The organism is Chryseobacterium scophthalmum (assembly GCF_900143185.1).
GTDB lineage: Bacteria > Bacteroidota > Bacteroidia > Flavobacteriales > Weeksellaceae > Chryseobacterium > Chryseobacterium scophthalmum.
The window spans coordinates 245,962-258,271 of sequence record NZ_FSRQ01000003.1 but is presented as its reverse complement, the minus strand read 5'-3'; the positions used below and the strand labels follow the sequence as shown (position 1 = coordinate 258,271).

Here is a 12,310-nt window from a genome sequence, read left to right as displayed (position 1 = left end):
TTGTCGTAAATTTGTGGGCTTTTAATTTTACAAATGAAAATTCTATTAAATTATTTAAAACCATATAAATGGCTGATTATAGCATCGCTATTATTAGCCTCTATCAATCAGGTCTTTTCACTATTTGCTCCTGCCATAACCGGGAATATATTAGATAAGTTGGTTAACCAGCCTAATTATTTTGATAAAGAAAAACTGATCCCAAGAACTCTGAATGAATATCTCTACGGAACCGATATTTATCATGGTGTATTTTATTTTTTGGGGCTGTTGATCGGTACGGCAATGATCAGCCGAATTGCGAAAGCTTTTCAGGATTATGTAGTGAGCGTCATTATTCAAAAATTTGGTGCTAAGATTTTTACTGATGGTTTACAACATTCTATGAGATTGCCTTTTCAGGAATTTGAAGATCAGAGAAGTGGCGAAACCCTTTCTATCTTAACTAAAGTACGTGAAGATTCTGTAAAGTTCATTAACAATTTCATTAATGTATTCTTTGGAATTTTGGTAAGTATCATTTTCGTTTCTGTATATGCCATTCGTTTACACTGGTCGATCATGCCGGTTTATGTTGTTGGAATTATTTTTATTGCTGTTGTAACCAATTTACTGAGTAAAAGAATTAAAACCATTCAAAAAAATATAGTTACCGAAACGACAGCTTTGGCCGGAAGTACTACAGAAAGTCTTAGAAATATTGAGATCGTAAAAAGTTTGGGATTGACCAATCAGGAAGTGGAACGTTTGAATAACAACACGTACAAAATCCTGAATCTGGAGTTGAGAAAAGTAAAAAGCATCCGTTCGCTAAGTTTTGTACAAGGAACTTTGGTGAATTTTTTACAGCAGGTGATCACTTTCACTTTATTATTATTGATCTTTAAAAATATTGTAACTCCAGGACAATATTTATCACTGATGTTTTACGGATTCTTTATTTTCGGACCGATGCAGGAAATTGGAAATATCATTATTTCTTATCGTGAAGCAGAAGCGTCTCTTCAAAATTTTGACAGAGTAATGAAAAAAGAAGTAGAGCCTAAACCTTTAAACCCGAAAAAGATCGGAGCAATTGAAGAGTTAGAATTCAAAAAAGTTTCATTTCAACATCAGAGTGCTCACTATAAAGCGCTTAATTCTATTTCATTTGATGTGAAAAATGGTGAAACGATTGCTTTTGTAGGACCGAGTGGATCAGGAAAAAGTACTTTGGTAAAATTACTCGTCGGATTATACAGACCACAGGAAGGAAGTATTTTCTATAATAATGTCGACGGAAAAGAATTTGATTTTGATGAATTGAGAAATCAAATCGGTTTTGTAACACAAGACACTCAACTTTTTGCAGGAACAATAAGAGAAAATCTTTTGTTTGTAAACCCTTCTGCAACGGAAGAAGATTTACAATTAGCTTTAAAAAAATCAAGCTGTTCCGCTCTTTTAGAACGTGCCGAAAAAGGAATTGAAACCGTTATTGGTGAAGGCGGATTGAAATTAAGCGGTGGTGAAAAACAGAGAATTGCCATTGCAAGAGCTTTGTTGAGAAAACCTCATCTTCTTATTTTTGATGAAGCAACTTCTGCTTTAGACAGTATTACTGAAGAAGAAATTACAACCACGATCAAAGAAATTTCTAAAGAAAAAGAACAGATCACTGTTTTGATCGCGCATCGATTAAGTACGATCATGCATGCAGACAGAATTTATGTTCTGGAACGCGGACAAGTCATCGAAACGGGTTCTCATTTACGATTAATTGAAGAAAAAGGATTGTATTATGCGATGTGGAGACAGCAGATCGGAGAAAGGAAGGCGACAGAATTACCTTTGGCTTAAAAACTCTACGAAAAAACCTGTAACACATCGGTCCCATGAGTTTAAGTTTAATGTCTTGAGAATATTTAAATTAGCTTAAAAAATAGTATCTCTATAATTTTTTATTTCAACATAGTGTGTTTTTTATTATTTTTAAATTGTTTAAAACTTAAAAATAATTTGAATGAAAAAACTTCTATTTGCTCTTATTCCGATAATCTCAAATTTGATCTTTGCACAAGAATCAAAGGAAAGCAATTGGATTTTGAAACTAAACGCGACGCAATTAGTCGATGTAGTTTCTTATCCGACTTTACAAATTTCTGCCGAAAGAAAAATCAATCCATATTTCAGTGTGAACGCAGAATTTGGATATCAATTATATGATTTTAGCAAAGCAGATACTCTATTATTAAAGTCTAAAGGTTTTAAAACTAATCTTGAAGGAAGAGTTTATTTATTCAAATTGCTCAATTCAAGAATCGAGTCTAAACGAAATGAGTTTTATGTGGGACTACAATTGTTTTACAGAGAAAATGAAGGTACAAATTCCGTAGATTTTTCGCCAAAAAGTGATGAAACAAAGTTCTATACAGATAATTTTGAAACCAAAAGAACAGCAAAAGGTTTTAATATTACTTTCGGAAATCAAATTTCAATATCAAAAAAAATCATTTTAGAACCTTATTTAGGATTGGGAATGATGAATAGAAAAATTAACAACAGCGATATTGAATATGACCAAATAAAAGATACCCGAATTGGAACTGGCTTAAAACCACTTTTCCAAAAATTAAATTTGGAGGAAAGTTCAGGAAATGTTTTTAATTTTTGTTTTGGATTGAGAGTTGGATATAGATTGTAGAGGATGGAAGTTGGGTGATGGAAGTTCACAAAATTGAAAACAAAGATTCCTCCTGCGTCGGAATGACAATTGGATTACAAATAATTACAAAATAATACCCCGAAAGTTGATTTCGGGGTATTATTTTTTAGAAACTGTTTAAAAAATTAATCTTTTTTTCTAACCGTTCTTTGTTCTATTCTTTTTTCAAAATTTTCACCTTGGAAGATCCTTTGAATCATAATTCCTGGAATGTGAATTTGGTTTGGATCTAATTCTCCCGGTTCTACCAATTCTTCTACTTCAGCAATGGTAATTTTCCCAGCTCCTGCCATTGGATGGTTGAAGTTTCTTGCTGAACCTTTAAATATCAAGTTTCCTGCGTGATCACCTTTCCAAGCTTTTACGATTGAATAATCTGCTTCGTAAGCATGTTCTAGAATATGTGGCTTTCCTTTGAAATCTTTTATTTCTTTACCTTCTGCGACTTCCGTTCCGAATCCTGCAGGAGTATAAAATGCAGGAATTCCAGCTTGGGCAGCACGGCATTTTTCTGCTAAAGTTCCTTGTGGCGTTAATTCAACATCCAATTCGCCTGATAACATTTGTCTTTCAAATTCTGCATTTTCACCAACATAAGATGAAATCATCTTTTTAATTTGTCTTTTATGAAGCAATAATCCCAATCCGAAATCATCAACTCCGGCGTTGTTTGAAATACATGTCAAATCTTTTACATCACTTTCTACCAAAGCGTTGATTGAATTTTCTGGAATTCCACAAAGTCCGAATCCTCCCAACATCAAAGTCATTCCATCCTGGATTCCTTCAATCGCTTCTGCGGCATTTTTTACTCTTTTATCTATCATGAAATATTTGATTTTTTTCCGTTTTAAATTTAAACATTTTTATCATATCTACCGTATTCCAAATGAATTTTGAAAAGCGTTAAAAAATTTTCATGTTTAAACTTAGCTTACTTTATTATTAAAAATAAAATAGCGGAAACAAGTTCCGCTATCTATCAATAAGTTGTGAATATTTTTATTCTATAATCAATTTTAAAGTAAATAATTTTCTGGTATGAACTTTTACAAAGTAAACGCCTTTTGGAAGATTCTCATTTACTAAAGAAAAACGCTGATTTTGTACGTTTTCAGATTTATATAAGAGCTGACCTGTCGCAGACAGTAATTCAATCTTTTCAATCGGATAATCACTTTTAATAAAAGTTGGTTGACCTGGTTTTGTAGGATTAGGATATATAACTACATTTTTCTCAGTCTTATTTTTAGTTTCTTCGGTTCCTAAACTTCCCGCGGTAACCTGAAACTGTACTCTGTTTGAAACTTCTGTGTAAGAATCGTTGGTAAACATCACCATATAATAATTACCTGCTGTGGTTGGTACTCCATTTACATTTCCTGTAATGGTTTTTGTACCTTGAGCAACACCGTCAAAATAAGTATATGAAATGAATTGATCATCAGGAACCGAAATACTTTGAGGGTAAATTCCCAACCAGTCTTTGATAATTCCCGGAGAATCTGTCCATGAAGCAGTAATATTTTCACCCAATGTATACACCGGTTTATTAATCCAAAGATCTGTAACGATATCTCCTACTTTGAAGAAAACTTTTTCTCCTACTGTTGTATAACCGTCTTCAAGAAAATACTGAGCATAATAATATCCTTTTGGAAGACCTGTAAAATTAAGAGTTCCGGAAGCAGTTGTTACGTAACTCCATTTTGATGCCGGAGTTGGTCCCGGAACTTGTCCCATTTTGTAAATTCCGATCCAGTCCTTTGTTAAATTTGGTCCATTGGAGAAATTAACAACAACCGTTCCTCCAACCGGATATGCATCAGCAGTTGTCTGAAGTACAACTTTTGGTCCTACATAAAATTCTTTTCTGGGAGCAATTTCTGTATATCCATTATTAGCAAAAAAGCCTGCAAAATACTGCCCTTTAGTTGCTAAACCATTTGGAAAAGTAGCTACTCCTGAAGTTTGTCCGTTGGTATAAACAAAACCTTGAGAAATTGTCGTTGCAGGATTTTGACCTTTTTTATAAAGTCCTACCCAATCCTGCTGATTTCCAGGCCCGTCATTGTAAGTTGCTATGATCGCTTCATTCTGCAAATATTCTGTCTTATTTAAACTAAGGTTAGGATTTGAAACTACACTTCCTGTGATCTCAAACTGTTTTACATCACTCCAATCACTCCACTCCATATTTCTGTCTCTGTAACGGGTTTTCACATAATACACTCCGTTGGTGATAGAGTTTGCTGCAAAAGTTGCTTTTGTGATATCAACACCTGCATTTAAGTTTTTAGTAACATCAGGATTTCCGTTACCTTCTTTCCCGAACCAGTTCTCGTAATCTCTGTAAAATTCTTTTTCGATGACCGAAAAATCAGCAGCTTTGCTTACCAAAAACTGAGTCGTATTTAAAAGTTCGTTTGCCGGAGAAGAAAAAGCACTTCCGTTTAATGTTAAAGGTAAAGTTACAGGAGTCGAAAATGTATTTGTAATTACTGGCTTCTGTGGTTTAGGCTTATTTTTATATCGGTGGAATGAGTCGATCAACACATTATCTTTTTGTGTATAGATCCCTCCAATAGAATAACTTTCGATATCTACTTTTCCATTCGCAACATCAACTTCAATGATTTGATACGTCCAATCGGTTAATGTTTTTTGTACATCATCAAAATCCTGCTCTGTCGACATTCCCCAATATTGATCCCAAGCCGTTCCACCAGAAATAATCTGGTAATTTGGTGTATTTTTTAATTGTCCTCTATGATAAAGGTGATGGTGAGCTCCTACATGCATCAAATATTTATCAGATCCTGCTAAAAGGGGCACTGCATTGTTCCTTACCCAGGTAGAAATATCAACAACATACTGCTCTGCCTGATAAGGTCTGTGGCTTAATGAAATGATCCAGTCAACTGTAGGATCATTATTTGCTTCAGTTAAGATCTGCTGAAGCCAAGTTTGCTGTGCAGAACCTGTATGTTCAGAACTTAAACTTACAAAAAGTACGTTTCCAGCTTGTTGAGCATAATAGTTTTCGTTACCTGAGCTGATGTTTTTGTATTTAATTTCATCAATATTAAAATGGGCATAGTAAGAATTCATTCCTAAAGTACCGTATGTCTCATGATTTCCTACTGTTGTAAGAATCGGAAGGTATGGTGATAGTTTTCTGTTCTTTTTAAAGTGAACATTTTCATAATGATCTAAAGTTCCCACATCTACCTGATCTCCTACCATAAAAGTCAAGGCGATATTATCTGAAGGATCTGAAGTAAGCCCGAACTTTTCTTTTATTTTTTTGTAGGCTTTATAATTCAAAGAATCATATCGCGGTTCTGCTTTGATCTGGTTGTCTCCCATGATCAAGAATCTTATTTTTCCATCAATCGTTACAGGCTGTCCCGGAAGAGGAAGTGTTCTGAAGTTATAAACTGCAGATTCATTAGCTCCCGTTTTTATTTTGTAATAATACTTTGTGTTGGGTTGTAAGTTTGTAATTTTTGCGGTGTGATAATAGTAATTGTTATTGTAACCTGTATCAGAAAAAATATTGGTAGTTCCTGTTACCGTTACATTAAGGTTCGTGGGAGAATTCCCGTAAAGAACCGTTGTTTCATTGTCTGAACTTGTCTTCCAGTTGACAATCATAGAATTGTGAGCCGGATTTTGCAAGTAAGGAAACAAAGCTTGAGCATGTGCAAGCTGGACGACGAAAAAAAAGAAAAACAAATAATGCCTCATAATAGTTTTTTTTAGAATTGGATTGTTTTGAAATACTGTAATTTTAAAATCCCGCAAATATAAATTTCACTTGTAAACTCAAAATGACCCTAATAATAAGCAACCATTAACTTTTTCATAAAAAAGAACCCTTAAAAATGTATTTTCTTATGATAAAATTGTTTGGCAAATTCAAAAAACATTTCATATATTTGCAGCCTGTTATTCAACCTCTGACGAAGTCCGTGTAAGTTGTTTAGCTTGACAAAAAATTTTTATTACAAAAATGGATTTATTAAAGTACGTACAAGACAAGTACATTACAAAAAAAGAATTCCCTGAATTCAAAGCTGGTGATACAATTACTGTGTATTACGAGATTAAGGAAGGTCAAAAAACAAGAACTCAGTTCTTCAAAGGAACTGTTATCCAATTGAGAGGAACAGGTTCTACAAAGACTTTTACAATCAGAAAAATGAGTGGTGATGTAGGTGTAGAGAGAGTTTTCCCGATCAACATGCCTGCTCTTCAAAAAATCGAAGTTGACAGAAGAGGTAGAGTTAGAAGATCTAGAATCTACTACTTCAGAGATCTTAGAGGTAAAAAAGCGAGAATTAAAGACGCTGCTTACAAGAAGAAATAATTCAGACAACAACACATACGAAAAGAGACTGCTAATTTTTAGCAGTCTCTTTTTATTTTGAAGCCTATTTTTTAGGAGCTATTTGACTACGTCGATTGTTTTTAGAAGCAATTCCCGCTTTCCGTTGCAATCTTTTTTTTCAAAAAAGGATTTTCACTACAATCGGGGCTAAGAAAAAGAAACGTTTTAAACCACCCCGTCAAAAATTCTTTGAATTTTTGCCACCCCTCCAAAGGAGGGGAATTCATATCACCTCTTGAATTCTCACCATATTGTATTGAAGTTTATTCTCAATCTTGTAAACTTCCAACGTCCCACTTCCGTTACCCATCATCCTACTTTATAAAATCATACAAAGCGTTCCAGAATTTATCGTAAACTTCGATATGTGGAAGATGTCCCACATTTTCGAGTTCAACTAATTTTGATCCGGCGATTTGTTGTTGCGTTTTCTTTCCCAATTCCTGATACTGTCCCATTGTTGGCTGAATATCTTTTGGTGCACGATCTTTTCCAATGGCAGTTCTGTCTCTTGTTCCTATAATTAGTAAGGTCGGAGTTTTTATATTTTTAAACTCATAAACAACAGGTTGATTAAAAATAATATCACTTGTCAATGCTGCATTCCAGGCAACTTGAGGATAGTCTTTATGCAACGTCCAACCTGCGATAAGATCCAGCCAAGGTTGATATTCTGCTTTCCATTTGTTGTCATAATAGAATTTAAGCTGATAATTTTTATATGTTTCTGCTGTGTTTTTCAATTCAGACTGATACGCTTCATCAATGGTTTGGTATTTCGCTAAAGCTTTATAATCTTCTAATCCGATCGGGTTTTCGAGAATTAATTTTTCAACAGTTTCAGGATACATTAAAGTAAATCTTGTTGCGACCATTCCACCCATCGAATGCCCTAGAACAATAATTTTATCGATTTTTAAATCATCTAAAATAGCTTTTGTATTGCTTGCTAACTGAGCAAAAGAAAACTGGTAGCTTTGAGGTTTCGAAGATTTACCAAAACCAATCTGATCTGGAATGATCACTCTGAAGCCTTTATCTGAAAGATCTTTTGCCGTTTTTTCCCAATACGCTCCGTTAAAATTCTTCCCATGAAGCAACATAATGGTTTTCCCGTTTGACTTTTTTGGTTTTACATCCATATATGCCATTTTTAGATTCTGTTTTTGAGAATTTAAATCTTTAAAATGAACTTCAAAAGGATATTGATAGTTGGAAAGCATCGCATCTAAAGGTTTTATTTGAGAAAACATAGAAACAGACGCTAATGAAAACAACATGAAAACTGCAGCATTTTTAAAATATTTCATGAAAAATTGATTTTAGATATAAATTTAAAAAAACCGCTTCAAAAGAAACGGTTTTTGGTATTATTTATAATTTAATTATCATTTTTAAGAGAGCTGCTCTGAAAGAATTTTCTCTTTTTTCGAAGGTAAATTCATCAAAACAATAGCCATTAGGATAAGTACAATTCCAATCCACTGAATAAGAATAACTTTTTCACCCAAAAGAACAAATGCCATCGTTACAGACACCGGAAGTTCGAGTGAAGAAATAATACTCCCCAATCCTAAACCTGTATTTGGGAAACCTAAATTGAATAAAATTGGTGGAATAATAGTTCCGAATAGAGCTAAAATAAATCCGTAAGTCCAGAAAATCGAGTAATCAAATGGTCTTATATGCTCTGTATTTTCAGTGAAATTTAAATAAAAAGATTTTAAACCTTCAGAATACAACGGTCCGATCTGTGCAAAAAACAAAAATACCAAAACAATTACAGAACCACCTGTCAACATGATGATACTTTTTCTGAGTACCGGTAAATGTGTCGCCAAAGTATTGGAAGTAAACATTGTCATCGTAAATGAAGCTGCTGCCAATAATCCCCAAAAAACTCCATGCCAATCAAGTTTAACTTCTAAATTAATTAGATTTGTTGCTAAAACAGTTCCCAACAAAACAATTAGTGTTGCAACCACTTTTTTAGCATTGGGAAACTTTTTGGTAATAAAACTTTCGACCACCACACTAAACCAAACCGACTGCATCAATAATACAATCGCAATAGAAACAGCAATATATTGTACCGCTATGTAATAAAATAAGCTGGTGCAACCTAAAGAAGTACCCGCTAAAACCAACATCCTGAATTCTTTACGACTTGGTGATGACAATTTCTTTTTTGACGTAATCGTCTGAATAAAATTCAGGATCAAAAGACCTGTGATCCCTAAAGCAAACTGAGCAGTCGTTACTTCAGAAGTTGTAAAACCATCTTTGTAAGACATTTTTACGAATGTAGCAAGCATTCCGTAAATACTCGCTCCAAAACCGACAAATAATACTCCTTTTAAAATATTTTTCTTCTTCATAATTTTTTTACAGCCGGCAAAGGTACGATATAAAAATTTGTTTAAATACGTTTTTATATTAAATAAAAATCACCCCAGAAAATCTGAGGTGATGGTAATGATTATTTTTTTGAGTTTTATTTCTTAACAATTATCCTTGAACTGATGTCAACTCCGATTCCCTGTAGCTTTACCACATATACTCCATTTTCAAAATCTTTTGTAGAAACAGGAATTCTAGAATCCTGTGAAGATCTGTTTTCTGACACAATTAATTTTCCAGACATATCATAAATCTGCAAATGAAGATTTCCGATCGTGAAATCTTTTAAATAAATAAAGAATTCATCTTTTGCCGGATTAGGGTAAATTGATATCAAGCTCTTATCTATCGCAATATTTGAATTTCCATCCTGACAATCTTTAGGAATTGAAAAATCTTCCTTTTGATCATTAATATTCATTTTATTTCCAGCCAAAGCATTTAAACCTAAACCTCTTTTGGCAAAAGTCTTCCAGATCATACATCGGTCTTCTCCTTTGGTAGTCAATATTTCTGCAGAAAGAATTGCATTTCGTCCGTCAATAAATGTAGGATTACAAGCCTGCAGTTTTAATGCATCAGTTACAAGCTGCAAAACACGTGCGCTTCCACTGTTTTTGTTAGCTAAAACGTCAGAGGAATAACCATATTTCGCAGCATATTGCCAATGAAGATCCCAAAGCATTGATGCCCAAATAAATCCTATACTGTGTACATCGGGAACGATTTCGCCATCTTCCTCGATTTCCATCCCGTTTGTTTTTCCATACGTATAATTATTAATAGAAAAATCGGGAGAGTATTTTGCAGGTCTTAATCCGGCTCCGCTTGTAGATTGTCCACTTGCATAGGTTCCTACACTTCTCGGAACATTTGCGTTATCTCCGGGTTTATTGGTCAACATTAATGCAAAAAAATCTGACCAACCTTCACCCATTTGTTCTTTGCTTGCAGATTTTAAAAGACAAGTATAACCGTTTCCTGTTAATCTGTTTGAAATTCCGTGTCCGTATTCATGAGTAATAATTCCGTTGTCGAAACTTCCATCGGGAGTAATTGCGGTTGCAGGATCACTTTTTAACGTGATATTTACCGTTACTGAATTATTGAGTTGTGTTTTAACAAATTCACCTTCATCATTTGTAATCAGAACGGAAGGTATCGTTATCGTAGCATCAGTTCCGCCCATTGAAGAAGGAAAATTGGCAGCAGTAGGATTATTATAAATAATTGCAGCAATTGCACCCGCATTCTGAGCATTTTTTACTTTTGAAGCAAAGGTACAGCCTGAAGCTCCTCCTCTTTCAATCAATCCGATTTTTCCGGCTAAAGATCCTGCAGGTAAAGCGGAGCAGCCATTAATTACAGAAGCTAAAACAACATCGCCCGTAACACCTGCTCCATTAAGCTGTGGACCAAACTGAGCTGGACTCGCCTGAGGAATTCTCGGAATTGCCGTTACAGGAGCATTATAAAAAACATATCTATTGACCGTTGACCAAATATACATTTGCATCACAGGTCTGTTTCCGTCGGAAGGTGTTGTAAAATTGGCATTGCTTAAAGAGCCTCCATCTTGAGATTCTGCCAAAACATAATCATTTCCATTTCCTCCTTTCCCGAAATTATTCTGTTGAAAATTTCTTGCAGATTCTGTAAATCCGAACTGGTAAAAAATATCATGTACTTTATTATTAATATAAAATAGATTTGTGATTGCAGCATTTCTATTAAACGCAGGAGTTCCGTTAATCGAAAAAGGGAAATCAAAATTTCTGTTTACACCTCCATCAGGAGAAAATCCTGGCTGGTTTATATTTGGAGTATCTTCGTAAGCATATACATTGTTTCCTCTCGTCGTTGTATAAGTTGTTGCTCCTGTAGAATGCCATCCTTCGGGTGAAGAAGCCAAAATCCAAGGATTTGAAACAATGGATCGATTGCCAAAAGTAGGCGCTTCTATCGGCAGTGGAAAAACATTGTAACTCGCATTATCTGCAAGTTTTAGAAAAGTATTTTTTTGAAGATTTGCTGATTCTACATCATTTGAAACCATAGATTCTCCGGAATACGCATCTGAATGGAAATTGCAGGATAAATTCAGATTGTCTTTTGAAATAATTTCACCAGAATTAGCATCTATTAAAACATTCCAATAATTTGCAGAATGTGGTTCTTGAAAAGAAAATTCGTAGGCAAGTCTTAAATTATCATTCACATCAACAAACATCAATCTTTGTTTCGTGAAATTTTTCTGATTCGATTCTGAAAGCGAGTTTTCAAGAATCTGAAAGTTTTTTATTTCTGCTTTCCCTAAAGCTACAGCAATATTTTCAAGTGCTTTTTCTTTCTTGAGTGTTGCCGTTTCTGAAGTCGAAACAGTATAGTTTTTCACAAAAGAATCTGAAAAATAAACAATTTTATCACCTTTAATGATCGCTGTTCCTACGGCATTATAAACAGGATATCCTTTAAATTTTTGTTGAATTTTTACAATTTCTCCTTTTAGAGATTCAGATGAATCTATATTATCGATTTCAAAATCTCTTAAATCTGCTTTTTTTAAATCCTTACTTTGTTTTGTAAGAATATAATTGGATATCAACCTTTTCTGTTGTTGAGAAAATATGAAATAAGGAAACAAAATAAAAAACGAAAATAGAATTTTCACATTTCCAGCCTTCAATTTATTAATAAAAATGCAATTCATGATTTTAGTTATTAATATTCTATAAAAATAACAACATTTTATGAAATCCTGGTTAAGATTAAGATAAAAGAAAGAATATTAATCTTAAAAAATCAAAAAGGCC

At 33.8% G+C, this 12,310-nt stretch carries 8 protein-coding genes; 3 read left to right on the top strand and 5 right to left on the bottom strand.

What is annotated here, in order from left to right; all coding sequences use genetic code 11:
- The first annotated feature begins 33 nt into the window (after positions 1 to 33).
- Together BUR17_RS16180 and BUR17_RS16175 are read left to right on the top strand one after the other, a co-directional pair.
- Positions 34 to 1,839: an ABC transporter ATP-binding protein gene (locus BUR17_RS16180; RefSeq protein WP_074231638.1), complete on the top strand. Its 1,806-nt coding sequence runs from the start codon at positions 34 to 36 to the stop codon at positions 1,837 to 1,839.
- Between the two features lie 163 nt (positions 1,840 to 2,002).
- The gene (locus tag BUR17_RS16175) at positions 2,003 to 2,683 is read left to right on the top strand and encodes a DUF3575 domain-containing protein (protein WP_074231637.1); all 681 of its coding nucleotides are present in this window, start codon (positions 2,003 to 2,005) and stop codon (positions 2,681 to 2,683) included.
- Between the two features lie 146 nt (positions 2,684 to 2,829).
- Here BUR17_RS16175 and BUR17_RS16170 read toward each other — a convergent pair whose 3' ends face one another.
- Positions 2,830 to 3,531, bottom strand: a complete 702-nt coding sequence (locus tag BUR17_RS16170) for a CoA transferase subunit A (protein WP_074231636.1) — start codon at positions 3,529 to 3,531, stop codon at positions 2,830 to 2,832.
- A gap of 175 nt (positions 3,532 to 3,706) precedes the next feature.
- Positions 3,707 to 6,454 carry a fibronectin type III domain-containing protein gene (locus BUR17_RS16165; protein WP_074231724.1) on the bottom strand — a complete coding sequence of 916 codons (2,748 nt, stop codon included), beginning with the start codon at positions 6,452 to 6,454 and terminating at the stop codon, positions 3,707 to 3,709.
- A gap of 265 nt (positions 6,455 to 6,719) precedes the next feature.
- Here BUR17_RS16165 and rplS point away from each other — a divergent pair, with 265 nt between their 5' ends.
- Positions 6,720 to 7,076: a 50S ribosomal protein L19 gene (gene rplS / locus BUR17_RS16160; RefSeq protein WP_034709455.1), complete on the top strand. Its 357-nt coding sequence runs from the start codon at positions 6,720 to 6,722 to the stop codon at positions 7,074 to 7,076.
- A gap of 335 nt (positions 7,077 to 7,411) precedes the next feature.
- Here the strand turns inward: rplS and BUR17_RS16155 are convergent, their stop codons facing one another.
- The 3 genes from BUR17_RS16155 to BUR17_RS16145 all read right to left on the bottom strand — a co-directional run bounded on the left by BUR17_RS16155 (position 7,412) and on the right by BUR17_RS16145 (position 12,207).
- Positions 7,412 to 8,407, bottom strand: a complete 996-nt coding sequence (locus BUR17_RS16155; protein ID WP_074231635.1) for an alpha/beta fold hydrolase — start codon at positions 8,405 to 8,407, stop codon at positions 7,412 to 7,414.
- An 84-nt stretch (positions 8,408 to 8,491) separates the two neighbouring features.
- Entirely contained in the window at positions 8,492 to 9,475 is a 984-nt protein-coding gene (locus BUR17_RS16150; RefSeq protein ID WP_074231634.1) for an EamA family transporter, read from the bottom strand.
- A gap of 116 nt (positions 9,476 to 9,591) precedes the next feature.
- The gene (locus BUR17_RS16145; RefSeq protein WP_074231633.1) at positions 9,592 to 12,207 is read right to left on the bottom strand and encodes a T9SS-dependent M36 family metallopeptidase; all 2,616 of its coding nucleotides are present in this window, start codon (positions 12,205 to 12,207) and stop codon (positions 9,592 to 9,594) included.
- Positions 12,208 to 12,310: the final 103 nt, after the last annotated feature.

Excerpts from the sequence above, each read along its gene's own strand:
- BUR17_RS16155 (WP_074231635.1), bottom strand. The coding sequence starts at position 8,407 with ATGAAATATTTTAAAAATGCTGCAGTTTTCATGTTGTTTTCATTAGCG.
- BUR17_RS16145 (WP_074231633.1), bottom strand. The coding sequence starts at position 12,207 with ATGAATTGCATTTTTATTAATAAATTGAAGGCTGGAAATGTGAAAATT.
- BUR17_RS16170 (WP_074231636.1), bottom strand. The coding sequence starts at position 3,531 with ATGATAGATAAAAGAGTAAAAAATGCCGCAGAAGCGATTGAAGGAATC.
- rplS (WP_034709455.1), top strand. The coding sequence starts at position 6,720 with ATGGATTTATTAAAGTACGTACAAGACAAGTACATTACAAAAAAAGAA.
- BUR17_RS16175 (WP_074231637.1), top strand. The coding sequence starts at position 2,003 with ATGAAAAAACTTCTATTTGCTCTTATTCCGATAATCTCAAATTTGATC.
- BUR17_RS16180 (WP_074231638.1), top strand. The coding sequence starts at position 34 with ATGAAAATTCTATTAAATTATTTAAAACCATATAAATGGCTGATTATA.
- BUR17_RS16165 (WP_074231724.1), bottom strand. The coding sequence starts at position 6,454 with ATGAGGCATTATTTGTTTTTCTTTTTTTTCGTCGTCCAGCTTGCACAT.
- BUR17_RS16150 (WP_074231634.1), bottom strand. The coding sequence starts at position 9,475 with ATGAAGAAGAAAAATATTTTAAAAGGAGTATTATTTGTCGGTTTTGGA.